Below are 13,242 nucleotides of genomic sequence, written 5' to 3' on the forward strand. Positions count from 1 at the left end.
GAAGAGGCCGGCGCAGTTTAAACAAGGTGCTCAGCTATAGATCATCTTGCGGGTCATGCCGCCATCGACCACAAACTCCTGGCCGGTGACAAATGCCGCCTGGCGTGACAGCAACCAGGCAACCATGGCCGCGACATCTTCCACGGTCCCTACCCTGCCCGTTGGGTGCTGGGCATGGTCAGCTTCGCTCAACGGCTCGGCACGGCGCTGCGACGGATCACGGGCATCGATCCAACCCGGGCTCACCGCATTGACGCGAATCTCCGGGCCCAGGCTCATGGCCAGGGCATGGGTCAAAGCCACCAGGCCGCCCTTGCTTGCCGCGTAAGCCTCGGTGTCGGGTTCGGATTGCCGAGCCCGGGTAGAGGTCAGGTTGACGATCGCCCCATTGTGCGCACGCAGGTACGGCGCACAATGCTTGGCCAGCAGCATGGGCCCGCTGAGGTTGACCGCCAGCACCCGGTTCCATTGGGCCAGGCTCAGGCTTTCCAGCGTCTGGTTGTGCGGGTTGGCAATGGCCGCATTGCACACCAGCGCGTCCAGCCGGCCGAACTGCCCGAGCACTTCGGACACGCCGGCACTGACCTGGGCCTCGTCGGCAACGTCCATGGTGATGAACCAGGCGTTGTCGCCCAACGCCTTGGCCACTTTGGTACCCCGCTGGCGGTCCAGATCACTCAGCACCACTTGCCAGCCTTCGCAGATCAGCCATGCGGCAATGCCAAGACCGATGCCGCGGGCGGCGCCCGTGACCAAGGCTACCCGGCCATTGTGGCCCGGGGTGCTGCCGCTGATTTCGATCACAATGCCGCCAGCCCGCGCGCCAGGTCAGCCTGCAGGTCGGCCACGTCTTCCAGGCCCACGGCAACGCGGATCAGGCTGTCGCGGATACCCGCCGCTTCACGCTCCTGCGGCGACAGGCGACCGTGTGAGGTGGTAGCCGGATGAGCGATGGTGGTTTTGCTGTCACCCAGGTTGGTAGTGATGGAAATCACACGGGTAGCGTCGATGAAACGCCACGCGCCCTCTTTGCCACCCTTGACCTCGAAGCTGACCACTGCACCAAAACCGCTCATCTGGCGCTTGGCCAGTTCGTGCTGCGGGTGGCTGGGCAGGCCGGCGTAATGCACCTTCTCCACGCCGTCTTGCTGCTCCAGCCATTCGGCCAGGGCCTGAGCGCTCTCGCAGTGTGCACGCATACGCAGGCGCAGCGTTTCCAGGCCCTTGGTGAAGATCCAGGCGTTGAACGGGCTGAGGGTTGGACCTGCGGTTCGCAGGAAACCCACCACCTCTTTCATTTGCTCGGTACGGCCGGCAACCACACCGCCCATGCAGCGGCCCTGGCCATCGATGAACTTGGTGGCCGAGTGGAACACAATGTCGGCACCCAGCTTCAGCGGCTGCTGCAACGCCGGGGTACTGAAACAGTTGTCCACCACCAGCATGGCACCCTGAGCATGGGCGATTTCGCTGAGCGCAGTGATATCGACCAACTCGGCCAGCGGGTTGGAGGGCGATTCGACGATCAGCAGCTTGGTGTTGGCCTTGATGGCCTTTTCCCAGCCGGTGAGGTCGACCAGTGGCACGTAGTCCACCTGTAGGCCAAAGCGCTTGAAGTACTTCTCGAACAGGCTGATGGTGGAGCCGAATACGCTCTGCGACACCAGCACATGGTCACCGGCACTGCACAGCGACATGACCACGGCCAGGATAGCCGCCATGCCAGTAGACGTACCCACGGCCTGTTCGGCACCTTCCATGGCCGCCAGGCGCTCCTCGAAGGCACGCACCGATGGGTTGGTGTAGCGCGAATAGACGTTGCCCGGCGTTTCGCCGGCAAAGCGCGCAGCAGCATCGGCTGCCGTGCGGAACACATAGCTGGAGGTCAGGAACAGCGCTTCGCTGTGCTCGCCTTCCGGGGTACGGTTTTGACCAGCGCGAACCGCCAGGGTGTCGAAACCGACACCCTCGAGGTCACTGTCCAGTCGCCCGGCATCCCATTGATCCGTCATGCCGTCGCTCCCAAAATCAGTTGTTGTAAAGGTCGATGATCGCGCTGACGGCCTGGTTCTTGACCTTGGCCAGGTCATTACGGGCCTGCTCGATGCGGTCGAGGTAGGCTTCGTCGATGTCGCCAGTGACGTATTCGCCGTTGAACACCGCGCAATCGAACTGCTCGATCTTGATCTTGCCGCCGCCGACCGAATCGATCAGGTCTGGCAAGTCCTGATAGACCAGCCAATCGGCGCCAATCAACTCACCCACCTGTTCGGTGGTGCGGTTGTGGGCGATCAGTTCGTGAACACTCGGCATGTCGATGCCGTAGACGTTGGGGTAGCGTACTGCAGGGGCCGCGGAGCAGAAGTAGACATTCTTGGCGCCGGCTTCGCGGGCCATCTGGATGATCTGCTTGCAGGTGGTGCCGCGCACGATCGAGTCGTCCACCAGCATCACATTCTTGCCGCGGAACTCCAGCTCGATGGCGTTGAGCTTCTGACGCACCGACTTCTTGCGCGCGGCCTGGCCGGGCATGATGAAGGTACGGCCGATGTAACGGTTCTTGACGAAACCTTCGCGGAACTTGACGCCCAGCCGGTTGGCCAGTTCCAGCGCGGCAGTGCGACTGGTATCCGGGATCGGGATGACCACGTCGATATCATGATCGGGGCGCTCGCGCATGATCTTGTCGGCCAGCTTTTCACCCATGCGCAGACGCGCCTTGTACACCGAGACCCCATCGATGATCGAGTCCGGGCGCGCCAGGTAGACGTGCTCGAAGATGCACGGCTGCAACTTTGGCGATTCGGCGCACTGCTTGGTGAACAACTGGCCTTCTTCGGTGATGTACACCGCTTCGCCCGGTGCCAGGTCGCGGATCAGGGTGAAGCCGAGCACGTCCAGGGCGACGCTTTCCGACGCGATCATGTATTCCACACCTTCGTCGGTGTGACGCTGACCGAACACCACCGGGCGAATGCCATGGGGGTCGCGGAAGCCTACGATGCCGTAGCCGGTGATCATGGCCACGACGGCGTAACCGCCAACGCAGCGGCTGTGCACATGGGAGACCGCAGCGAACACGTCTTCTTCGGTCGGCTGCAACTTGCCGCGCACTGCCAGTTCGTGGGCGAACACGTTCAGCAGCACTTCCGAGTCGGAGTTGGTGTTGACGTGGCGCAGGTCGGACTCGTAGATCTCCTTGGCCAACTGCTCGACGTTGGTCAGGTTGCCGTTGTGAGCCAGGGTGATGCCGTAAGGCGAGTTGACGTAGAACGGCTGGGCCTCGGCCGAGGTCGAGCTGCCCGCAGTGGGGTAGCGCACGTGGCCGATGCCGATGTTGCCTACCAGGCGCTGCATGTGGCGCTGCTGGAACACGTCGCGCACCAGGCCATTATCCTTGCGCAGGAACAACCGGCCGTCATGGCTGGTCACGATACCGGCAGCGTCCTGGCCGCGGTGCTGGAGGACCGTAAGCGCGTCATACAGCGCCTGATTGACGTTCGACTTACCGACGATACCGACGATGCCACACATGCGACGCAACCCCTACTTTGATGAAACTTGAGTGAATAGCGCTCAGGGCTTGGACGGCCCGAGCAACTGTTCCTTGAACGGAAGATCAGCCGGAGTGCTGATCAGCCCACTGGGCGTCCATTGGCCGGTGAAACCCAGAATCAGGTTTTTCGACCAGTCGGCGACCAAGAGAAATTGTGGTATCAGGCGTGATTCCTGCCACCAGGTGTCTTGTTGAACCGGCCCCAGGCTGATCAGGCCTATGGCCACCACTACCAGCAAGGCCCCGCGCGCAGCACCGAAGGCCATGCCCAGGAAACGATCGGTGCCGGACAGCCCGGTCACGCGGATCAGCTCACCGACAAGGAAGTTGACCATGGCCCCCACCAGCAAGGTGGCGACGAAAAGAATGGCGCAGCCAGCGATGACGCGCATCGATGGCGTCTGGATATAGCTCTCAAGATACACCGAGAGCGAACCGCCGAACATCCAGGCAACCGCACCGGCAATGATCCAGATGAGCAAGGACAAGGCCTCCTTGACGAAGCCGCGCTTGAGACTGATCAGTGTGGAGACGGCGATGATCGCAATGATCGCCCAATCAACCAAGGTAAATGCCACGGTGCTGCCTGCAGACGTTTGAGGCGGCGCATTTTACCAGAGCGGCGGGCCGGGAGTAAGCGGAATGTCAGCTGGATTGGTGTTGGGCCATTGGCAGGCAAACCCGCCCCCAACTGGTTCTGGCTGAGCCTTGCAGCGGCGCAGTACCTGCAGGCGCGGGCTCACCCGCGAATGGGCGGCCTAGCCGCCCCGGGGAATCAGCTGCGCTCAGGCTGGAAGCGCACCACAAAGCCCTTGAGGCTGTTCTGACGGTTGATGGCGTCACGCACGCGCTCGGCTTCGGCGCGCTCGATCAACGGCCCCACGTACACGCGGTTCATGCCACCCGCCGTACGGATATAGGCGTTGTAACCCTGGCTACGCAGGGTTTGCTGCAGCTTTTCGGCACCGGCGCGGTTGGACAGGCTGGCCAGCTGGATCGACCAACTGACGGGCAGGCCATTGGCGTCGATCTTCGATGGCGCGGCAGGCGCTGGTGTTGCAGCAGCCTTGGCCTCCACCTTGGGCGCGGGCGCGGGCGCCTGCGGCTTGGACGGCTGAACCTGCGCCTGGGTCTGCGGCGACGGGGTGATTGGCTGGCTGGGCGTACTCGCCGGCGCAGTGGCCTCGTCGATCACCACCGGCGCCGGCTGCGCCTCCTGCGCAATAACCTGTGGCTCCGGCACGGCAACCGGCTCCACCTTCACTTCCGGTAGGCTGGGCATGGCCGGTGCCTGCGGGGCTTCGACGTGCACCTGGCGCATCTCGTCCTCGCGGGTAAACAGCATCGGCAGGAAGATAACCGCCAGCGCCACCAGCACCAGCGCACCCACCATGCGCTGTTTCATCCCTTTATCCAGCACAGCCATCTATTCCACCCTCCTGGGCGTGCCGCTCCAGCCATTCCAGCGCCTGGGCGACACAGAAAAACGAACCGAACAGCAGGATCTGATCATCCGCCGTCGCCTGCGCACATTGCCCTTCAAGGGCGGCGTCGACGCTGGCATAAGACTTCACCGTGGCACCGAGGTTCGCCAAGGACGAGGCCAGTTCTGCGGCCGGGCGACTGCGCGGGGTATCCAGCGGCGCCACCGCCCAGTCGTCGATGAGGCCCTGAAGCGGCGCGATAACGCCCTCCAGATCCTTGTCGGCGAGCAGGCCAAACACCGCGAGGCGGCGCCCCTTGAGCGGCCGGGCCGCCAGGCGCCTGGCCAGGTACTGCGCCGCATGCGGGTTATGCCCGACATCCAGCAGCAACGCTACCGGCTTACCCTGCCAGTTCAACAGACGGAGGTCGAGACGCCCAGTGATACGGGTATCCAGCAACGCCTGGCGAACTTGCACCGCGTCCCACGGCAGCCCCATCAGCAGGTAAGCCTGCAAGGCCAGCGTGGCGTTTTCCATGGGCAGGTCTAGCAAAGGCAGGTCACGCAGCTCGACCTGCGCACCATCGGCGGCAGTACCACGCCAGCTCCAGCAGCCTTCGGCGCTGGTCAGGTCGAATTCCCGACCACGCAGGAACAGTGGCGCGGCCAGTTCGGCGGCCTTGTCCAGCAACGGCCCGGGCGGATCCAGATCACCGCACAGGGCCGGCTTGCCCGGGCGGAAGATGCCAGCCTTCTCGAAGGCCACCAGCTCGCGGGTATCACCCAGGTAATCAACATGGTCGACACCGATGCTGGTCACCAGGGCGAAGTCGGCATCCACTACGTTGACGGTATCCAGGCGGCCACCCAGGCCCACCTCCAGCACCACCGCATCCAGCTGCGACTGGTAGAACAACCAGAACGCGGCCAACGTCCCCATCTCGAAGTAGGTCAGGGAAATATCGCCCCGCGCCGCCTCGACGGCGGCGAAGGCTTCGCACAGGCGCTCATCGCTGGCCTCTTGGCCATCGATCACCACCCGCTCGTTGTAACGTAGCAGGTGCGGCGAACTGTACACACCGACCTTGAGCCCCTGGGCACGCAGCAACGACGCCACAAAGGCGCAGGTCGAACCCTTGCCGTTGGTGCCGGTTACTGTCACCACGCGCGGCGCCAGCTTGCCCAGCGCCAAGCGGGCAAGCACCTTCTGCGACCGCTCCAGGCCCATGTCGATGGCCGAGGGGTGCAACTGCTCGAGGTAGGCGAGCCATTCGCCCAGGGATCGTTGTTTCATCACGCGACGGCAGCCGCCTCACGCGCTTCTTCCGGCGTTTGCTGACCGGTCATCTGCGCCAGCAGGCGGGCCAGACGCGGACGCAATTCGCCACGGGAGATGATCAGGTCGATGGCACCGTGCTCCAGCAGGAACTCACTGCGCTGGAAGCCTTCAGGCAGCTTCTCGCGTACGGTCTGCTCGATCACGCGTGGGCCGGCGAAACCGATCAGGGCCTTCGGCTCACCGACGATGACGTCGCCGAGCATGGCCAGGCTGGCGGAAACACCGCCATACACCGGGTCGGTCAGGACCGAGATGAACGGGATGCCTTCTTCGCGCAGGCGCGCCAGCACGGCAGAGGTCTTGGCCATCTGCATCAGCGAGATCAGCGCTTCCTGCATGCGCGCCCCCCCCGAAGCGGAGAAGCAAACCATTGGGCAGCGGTTTTCCAGGGCATAGTTGGCCGCGCGGACGAAGCGCTCGCCGACGATGGCACCCATGGAGCCGCCCATGAACGAGAACTCGAAGGCGCTAACCACGATCGGCATGCCCATCAGGGTGCCGCTCATGGAGATCAGCGCGTCCTTTTCGCCAGTCTGCTTCTGCGCAGCGGTCAGGCGGTCCTTGTACTTCTTGCCATCACGGAACTTCAGCCGGTCGACCGGTTCCAGGTCGGCGCCCAGTTCGGCCCGGCCTTCGGCGTCAAGGAAGATGTCGATGCGCGCACGTGCGCCGATGCGCATGTGGTGATTGCACTTGGGGCAGACATCCAGGGTCTTTTCCAGCTCCGGACGATACAGCACGGCCTCGCAGGACGGGCACTTGTGCCACAGGCCCTCAGGCACCGAGCTCTTTTTCACCTCGGAACGCATGATCGAAGGGATCAGTTTGTCGACTAACCAGTTGCTCATGCTTTCTTTCTCCAGTATTGGCAGGCGGGGGACGGCGTCACCGGCCCTACCCTGCCCTTGAGCTCAAAATCTTTTATGAAACGATGGTGGACCGGCCGCCGGGGCTTCCAGCGCGCCACTCCACCGCTAATGTGTTGTTTGCCACCACAGGTGCTGGCAGCGGCCCGCAGGGCTGCGAAAGCTATGGACGATGGCGCGCAGCCAGCCGTCACATCTGCCATCAAGCCTGTTTCACCGCACGCATGAAGGCCTCGATCTTCGCCGCGTCCTTGATGCCCTTGGCCTGTTCGACGCCACCACTGACATCCACCGCATAAGGCTTTACCCGGGCAATGGCCTGGCCAACGTTATCGGCCGACAGCCCACCCGCGAGGATGATCGGCTTGCCAAGACGCGCCGGTACCAATGACCAGTCGAACGCCTCGCCGGTTCCACCTGGCACGCCTGGCACATAGGTGTCCAACAAAATGCCGCGGGCACCCGCGTAACGCTGACAGGCCGCCTCCAGGTCATCGCCAGGGCGCACACGCAGGGCCTTGATCCAGGGGCGGTGGTAGCCTTCACAGTCCTGCGGGGTTTCATCGCCGTGAAACTGTAGCAGGTCCAGCGGAACCACTTCGAGGATCTCGTTCAGCTCACAGCGCGTAGCATTGACGAACAGCCCGACCGTGGTCACGAACGGCGGCAGCTCGGCAATGATCGCCCGCGCCTGGCGTACGTCCACCGCCCGCGGGCTCTTGGCATAGAAGACGAAGCCGATGGCATCGGCCCCCGCTTCGGCAGCGGCCAGTGCGTCTTCGATGCGGGTAATCCCGCAGATCTTGCTGCGAACATTGCTCATGGAACAAGAACCCTGATTGTTACGGCGAAAGGGCGGATGTTAGCAAATGGCTTTTCGCTCGTCAGTCTGCCAACGCCTCGTAACCACTCAAAAAGTGTGGGCCGATGTAACGCTTGGGCAACGCAAACGCTTCGGGGTACTCCACCTGCACCAGGTAAAGCCCGTATGGGTGGGCCGTTACCCCACCTTCACGGCGGTTGCGCCCTTCCAGCACCTCGCGTGCCCAGGCAACCGGACGCTCGCCGGCGCCGATGGCCATCAGCACACCGGCAATGTTACGCACCATGTGGTGCAGGAAGGCGGTGGCACGCACGTCCAGCACGATCATCTGGCCATGGCGGGTAACACGCAGGTGGTAGATGTGCTTGATCGGTGACTTGGCCTGACACTGGCTGGCACGGAAGGCGCTGAAGTCGTGGGTACCCAGCAGGAACTGCGCCGCCTCGGCCATGCGATCGACGTCCAGCGGACGGTGGTTCCAGGTCACCTCTTCGGCCAGGTGCGCCGGGCGAATCGGGTCGTTGTAGATGACGTAGCGGTAGCGCCGGGCGCAGGCCTTGAAGCGGGCATGAAAGTCGGCCGGCATTGGTCGCGACCAGACCACACTGATGTCGTGCGGCAGGTTGAAGTTGGTGCCCATGGTCCAGGCGCGCTCGTCACGCACGGCACGAGTATCGAAGTGCACGACCTGCCCGCAGCCGTGAACGCCGGCGTCGGTACGCCCGGCGCAGACCACCGAAATCGGCTCGTTGGCGACCTTGGACAGCGCTTGCTCCAGGGCTTGCTGGACACTCGGCACGCCGCTGGCCTGACGTTGCCAGCCGCGGTAGCGCGCGCCTTTGTATTCCACGCCCAGGGCGATGCGGGAGTAGCCTTCGGCCGCGGATTCGGCGGTAGCGGTGTCGATGATGTCCAAGAGCATGAAACCTGTGGGGTGTACGGAATGGCGGGGATTATAACGACAACGGCAGCCTCGTAGGGCTGCCGGTGGTTGCGCACTGCATGTGCGGGCCTCTTCGCGGGCGCGGTCAGCCCGCCAAGAGGCCTGACCTGCATGCATCAGACCAGCCGGGAGAGCATGTCCTCGGCTTCCTGACGCTGGCTGTCGTCGCCATCCTTGACCACTTCATCGAGGATGTCGCGCGCGCCCTGGCTGTCACCCATGTCGATATAGGCACGGGCCAGGTCGAGCTTGGTGGCGACTTCGTCACTGCCGGAGAAGAAGTCGAAGTCCAGGTCATCCAAAGGCTCGGGCTCTGGCTGCGCCACCGCGTCTTCGCTGGTGAAGTGCGGCTCCAGCGATGGCGTTTCGAGGCTCTGTGACAGCTTGTCCAGCTCGGCGTTGACGTCATTGAGCTCCGAGGCAAAGCTCTTGGCGGCCGGCGAATCGTCTTCCAGCGACAGGGACAGGTCGAAGTCCGATGGCAGGTCGAACTCGGAGACCGGGTCAAACTCCGGTTCGCTGTCGAAGGCAGCCAGTTCGGACGCGACATCCAGCGGATCTTGCTCCAGCGCCTCCGGGGCGGCTGGGGCAACCGGCTCGCTGACGTCAAGGTCGAAATCAGACAGGTCCACGGCAGGCTGAGGCTCGGCCTGAGCCAGCATGGCCTCGAAATCAGCGTCGGCGTCGGCTTGCAGCTCGGCATCCACGGCAAAGGGCTGTTCTTCTGGCTGAGCTTCTTCCTGTACGGGCTCATCCAGCACAGGCTCAGCGATTACCAGCTCGTCGGGTACGTCCCCCTGTGCCATCGGCTCGTCCAGCACGGACGCGGCCAGCGGGTCTTGATCGGCCAGGTCTTCACCCAGGCTCAGGTCGAAGGCGCTGTCCAGATCCTGCTCGGCCAGGTCCGTTGCATCGAGCGTTGGCACTTCATCGAAGGCGTCCAGCTCAGCGTCAGGCTCTGCTTGCGCGACAGCCTCTGGCTCAGCCTCCACGTGCGGCTCGAACCCGGACAACTCGTCAGGCACCACGTCGGCAACCACCGGCGCTTCGGGCTCATCGTGCAGCAACTCTTGCACGTACTGCTCATCCATTTCAGCAGCCAGCGCCGCCGCACCCAGGCCGGCAGCAGCCAGGCCGAGCATGGCGGGGTAACGCTCTTTCAGGCCGGCGACTTGGGCAACATTCTGCTCGCTGGCCGGCAACTGACGCTCCTGTTCAGCGAACGCGCTCTGGTCACCCTGACGGGCGTACACGTCCATCAGCTTCAGGCGCAGGTCGTCACGCTCCGGCGCGGCGGCCACGGCGGGCTCCAGCAGCTCGGTAGCACGATTAAGGCGGCCTTCGGCCAGGCATTGGTCAACTTGCGCCAGCAGCGCGGCGTGCGGGTCTGCTTGCGGCTCAGGCTCGGGTTCTGCCTCAGCGACCGGTTCTGCCACTTTTTCCGCAGCGACGGCAGCTGCGGCCGAAGCGGCAACCACAGCCGGCGACAGGGTTACGCCAGGCTCCCGGGCTTCGACGCCGTCGAAGCTCTCGGTATCGCTGTCGAAACCTGCGCCCTGCTCTTCTTCCAGCGCCCGCGCCATGCGCAGGTGCTTCTCGGCTTCTTGCTGGGCTTTGCGCTTGCGCGCCAGCAGCCACAGCAGCAGTGCCAGCACCAGAATGCTGGAACCGGCAATCACCCCCAAAAGCCACGGGTTGCCCAGGACCGAATCGAGCGTACCCTTCGGCTGGCTGGCGGGTGCTGGCTGGGCGTCCGGCACAGGCTTGGGTGCGGTATCGGCAGCAGCAGGCGCCGGATTGACCACGGGCTGCTCCGGAGTAGCGGCAGCCGCTGCCGATGCGTCTGCGCCCTGGCCTTCCAGGCGTGCCAACTGGTTGTTCTTCAGCTCGATCAGGCGCTGCAGCTTGTCTAGCTGGCTCTGCAGGTCGGCCATGCGGCTTTTCAGTTCTTCGTTGTCGCGACGGCTGGTGTCCAGGCTTTCCTGGGCCATGGCCAGCTCGTCATTCAACGCCTTGGCCTGGCCTGCACCGGCCTGCTTGCCCGGGCTGACCAGGCGCAGGTTGTCGCCCTGGGCGATACGCGACGGTGCAGCTTCGGCGGCGCCACGGCGGGTGGCATCCAGCTGGCGGGCACGCGGCCCCAGGCGACGGCCTTCACGCCAGGCCGCATACTGCTCGGCCACCTCGCGGTTCGCTTCGCCCTGGGCGATGCTCTGGATCTGCTGCTGGTCGGGCAGGCGCAGTACCTGGCCAACCTTCAGCTGGTTGATGTTGTTGCCGATGAAGGCGTCCGGGTTCAATGCCTGGATCGCGATCATGGTCTGCTGGATCGACCCACCCTGGGTGTTACGCGCAGCAATCTGCCACAAGGTGTCGCGACGCTGGGTGGTGTAGTTGCCGGCACCGGTCATGGCCGGTGTGACATTGCCTGCCGCCGGCTTGTCGCCCTGCGCCTTGGCCTGGTCGAGCAGCACACTATAGTCACGCAGCAGACGGCCCTGCGGCCACATCACCTGCACCAGGAACTTGACCACCGGACCTGGCAGCGGCTGACTGGAAGTCACGCGCAGCACACTTTTGCCGTTGGGGTTGATCACCGGTGTGAAGGTCAGGTCTTCGAGGTAGGTCGGAAACGCCACCCCGGCCTTGCTGAACTCTTCCGGTGGCGCCAGGCTCGGCGCCACCTCGGCGGCTTTGAGGTCGCGCACGTCGAGCAATTCGATCTCGGCGTCCAGCGGCTGATTCTGTGCCGACTTCAGGGTCAGCTCCCCCAGGCCCAGCGCATTCGCCATGCCAGACGACAGCGCGGATGCTGCAGCCATGGCCAGAACCAGTTTGCGAATTCGAAGCATGACCTCTTCCCTTGTATGAATCGTCCCGAAACCTGCATGCGGAGCAGGACAAAAGTGCTCGCCAGTATCTTTTACGGCATGTGTTTAATCAACAATTGCGCCACTTGCACGGCATTGAGCGCGGCGCCTTTGCGCACGTTGTCAGTGGTTAGCCAGAGGTTGAGTTGCTGGTCTTCATCGACACCGTGACGTACACGTCCAACATAGACCACGTCTTGGCCCACTGCGTCACCTACCGGGGTCGGATAATCATCGTTTTCCACCCGTTCGATGCTGTCGGCTGCCTCCAGGGCCTGGTTGACCGCTGCCAGGTCTACCGGGCGACGGCTTTGCACGGCCACACTGAAGCTATCGCCGAAAAACACCGGGACTTGAACACAGCTCACGGAAATCTTCAGTTCAGGCAGGCCCAGCAGCACGCGCAGTTCGCTGACCAGGCGGCGCTCCAGCGCGGTATGGCCCTGCTCGTCGGCAGCACCGACCTGGGCCAGCAGGTTGAATGCCACCTGGCGGTCGAAGAAGCGCGGCTCCAGCGGGCGGGCATTGAGCAGTTCGGCGGTTTGCCGGGCCAGCTCGCTGACCGCTTCACGGCCTTGCGCCGACACCGCCAACGCGGCCATCACTTGTACCCGCTCGATGTCCAGCAGGCCTTTGAGCGGCGCCAGCGCGACGGCCAGGGCTACTGCGGCCGAGCATGGGCTGACAATGCGCGCTGGCAACGACAGGCTGGCCAGGCGTTCGGCGTTGGCTTCCGGCACCAGGGCCAGGGCGTCGTCCAGGCCGCCGGACAGGTCGATGACCGTGCAGCCCGCCTGCAGCGCCTTGCCGGCAAAGCTGCGGCTGACGGCGGCGCCGGTGGCGAAGAAGGCCAGCTTGACCTGGGCGAAGTCGAAGCTGTCGACTTCGCGCACCTTCAGTTTCTTGCCAGCGAACATCACGCTGCTGCCCGCCGATTCCATGCTGGCCAGCAGGTGCAGGGTGGCAACCGGGAATGCCAGTTCCTCGAGGATCTGCACCAAGGCTTCACCGACGCTGCCGGTGGCGCCGACGACGGCGATATCCAAAGGGTGTGTCATGGAAGGGATCCTTTTGCTGTAAACGGCGGGGGCGGCACTTTACTCGGATTGTAGGGTTTTGTCTGTGCCTCCCCCAGCGTTGCCTATTGCTGTTGCTGTTGCTGTTGCTGTTGCTGTTGCTGTTGCTGTTGCTGTTGCTGTTGCTGTTGCTGTTGCTGTTGCTGTTGCTGTTGCTGTTGCTGTTGCTGTTGCTGTTGNNNNTGCTGTTGCTGTTGCTGTTGCTGTTGCTGTTGCTGTTGCTGTTGCTGTTGCTGTTGCTGTTGCTGTTGCTGTTGCTGTTGATCTTGATCTTGATCTTGATCTTGATCTTCGCGACTTCAGGAGGCCGAACGCAGGCCTTGCGGAGGCAGGTGACGGGCATGGA

11 protein-coding genes are annotated in these 13,242 nt (G+C 63.7%); all 11 read right to left on the minus strand.

Going from position 1 to position 13,242, the window contains the following annotated elements; genetic code table 11:
- Positions 1–30: 30 nt before the first annotated feature.
- The 11 genes from ACTJJN_RS18995 to ACTJJN_RS19045 all read right to left on the minus strand — a co-directional run bounded on the left by ACTJJN_RS18995 (position 31) and on the right by ACTJJN_RS19045 (position 12,878).
- Positions 31–804, minus strand: a complete 774-nt coding sequence (locus ACTJJN_RS18995) for an SDR family oxidoreductase (protein WP_012053269.1) — start codon at positions 802–804, stop codon at positions 31–33.
- The gene (locus tag ACTJJN_RS19000; RefSeq protein ID WP_003247208.1) at positions 801–2,012 is read right to left on the minus strand and encodes an O-succinylhomoserine sulfhydrylase; all 1,212 of its coding nucleotides are present in this window, start codon (positions 2,010–2,012) and stop codon (positions 801–803) included. Before ACTJJN_RS19000 ends, ACTJJN_RS18995 begins: the two co-directional genes overlap by 4 nt.
- 16 nt (positions 2,013–2,028) lie before the next feature.
- Positions 2,029–3,534, minus strand: coding sequence for an amidophosphoribosyltransferase (purF, locus tag ACTJJN_RS19005; RefSeq protein ID WP_003247207.1), 1,506 nt, complete (start codon positions 3,532–3,534; stop codon positions 2,029–2,031).
- Positions 3,535–3,576: 42 nt separating this feature from the next.
- Positions 3,577–4,134, minus strand: a complete 558-nt coding sequence (locus ACTJJN_RS19010; RefSeq protein WP_003247206.1) for a CvpA family protein — start codon at positions 4,132–4,134, stop codon at positions 3,577–3,579.
- Between the two features lie 197 nt (positions 4,135–4,331).
- Positions 4,332–4,982: an SPOR domain-containing protein gene (locus ACTJJN_RS19015; RefSeq protein ID WP_440781513.1), complete on the minus strand. Its 651-nt coding sequence runs from the start codon at positions 4,980–4,982 to the stop codon at positions 4,332–4,334.
- Positions 4,966–6,273, minus strand: coding sequence for a bifunctional tetrahydrofolate synthase/dihydrofolate synthase (folC, locus tag ACTJJN_RS19020; RefSeq protein WP_003247203.1), 1,308 nt, complete (start codon positions 6,271–6,273; stop codon positions 4,966–4,968). The genes ACTJJN_RS19015 and folC overlap by 17 nt, the downstream gene beginning before the upstream one ends.
- Positions 6,273–7,166, minus strand: a complete 894-nt coding sequence (gene accD, locus ACTJJN_RS19025; protein WP_004574892.1) for an acetyl-CoA carboxylase, carboxyltransferase subunit beta — start codon at positions 7,164–7,166, stop codon at positions 6,273–6,275. Before accD ends, folC begins: the two co-directional genes overlap by 1 nt.
- A 220-nt stretch (positions 7,167–7,386) precedes the next feature.
- Entirely contained in the window at positions 7,387–8,007 is a 621-nt protein-coding gene (locus ACTJJN_RS19030) for a phosphoribosylanthranilate isomerase (protein ID WP_440781514.1), read from the minus strand.
- Between the two features lie 61 nt (positions 8,008–8,068).
- Positions 8,069–8,929, minus strand: coding sequence for a tRNA pseudouridine(38-40) synthase TruA (truA, locus tag ACTJJN_RS19035; RefSeq protein ID WP_033726402.1), 861 nt, complete (start codon positions 8,927–8,929; stop codon positions 8,069–8,071).
- Between the two features lie 137 nt (positions 8,930–9,066).
- The gene (locus tag ACTJJN_RS19040; protein ID WP_440781515.1) at positions 9,067–11,802 is read right to left on the minus strand and encodes a FimV/HubP family polar landmark protein; all 2,736 of its coding nucleotides are present in this window, start codon (positions 11,800–11,802) and stop codon (positions 9,067–9,069) included.
- A 71-nt stretch (positions 11,803–11,873) separates the two neighbouring features.
- Positions 11,874–12,878 carry an aspartate-semialdehyde dehydrogenase gene (locus ACTJJN_RS19045; protein WP_010953006.1) on the minus strand — a complete coding sequence of 335 codons (1,005 nt, stop codon included), beginning with the start codon at positions 12,876–12,878 and terminating at the stop codon, positions 11,874–11,876.
- Positions 12,879–13,242: the final 364 nt, after the last annotated feature.

This window comes from Pseudomonas sp. 22515, from assembly GCF_052044625.1.
In the GTDB taxonomy this organism is placed as follows: Bacteria; Pseudomonadota; Gammaproteobacteria; order Pseudomonadales; family Pseudomonadaceae; genus Aquipseudomonas; species Aquipseudomonas alloputida.

What these genes read in the sequence shown, in the direction of transcription:
- ACTJJN_RS19000 (WP_003247208.1), bottom strand. Translation starts at nt 2,012, where the DNA reads ATGACGGATCAATGGGATGCCGGGCGACTGGACAGTGACCTCGAGGGT.
- ACTJJN_RS19015 (WP_440781513.1), bottom strand. Translation starts at nt 4,982, where the DNA reads ATGGCTGTGCTGGATAAAGGGATGAAACAGCGCATGGTGGGTGCGCTG.
- folC (WP_003247203.1), bottom strand. Translation starts at nt 6,273, where the DNA reads ATGAAACAACGATCCCTGGGCGAATGGCTCGCCTACCTCGAGCAGTTG.
- accD (WP_004574892.1), bottom strand. Translation starts at nt 7,166, where the DNA reads ATGAGCAACTGGTTAGTCGACAAACTGATCCCTTCGATCATGCGTTCC.
- purF (WP_003247207.1), bottom strand. Translation starts at nt 3,534, where the DNA reads ATGTGTGGCATCGTCGGTATCGTCGGTAAGTCGAACGTCAATCAGGCG.
- truA (WP_033726402.1), bottom strand. Translation starts at nt 8,929, where the DNA reads ATGCTCTTGGACATCATCGACACCGCTACCGCCGAATCCGCGGCCGAA.
- ACTJJN_RS19040 (WP_440781515.1), bottom strand. Translation starts at nt 11,802, where the DNA reads ATGCTTCGAATTCGCAAACTGGTTCTGGCCATGGCTGCAGCATCCGCG.
- ACTJJN_RS19030 (WP_440781514.1), bottom strand. Translation starts at nt 8,007, where the DNA reads ATGAGCAATGTTCGCAGCAAGATCTGCGGGATTACCCGCATCGAAGAC.
- ACTJJN_RS19045 (WP_010953006.1), bottom strand. Translation starts at nt 12,878, where the DNA reads ATGACACACCCTTTGGATATCGCCGTCGTCGGCGCCACCGGCAGCGTC.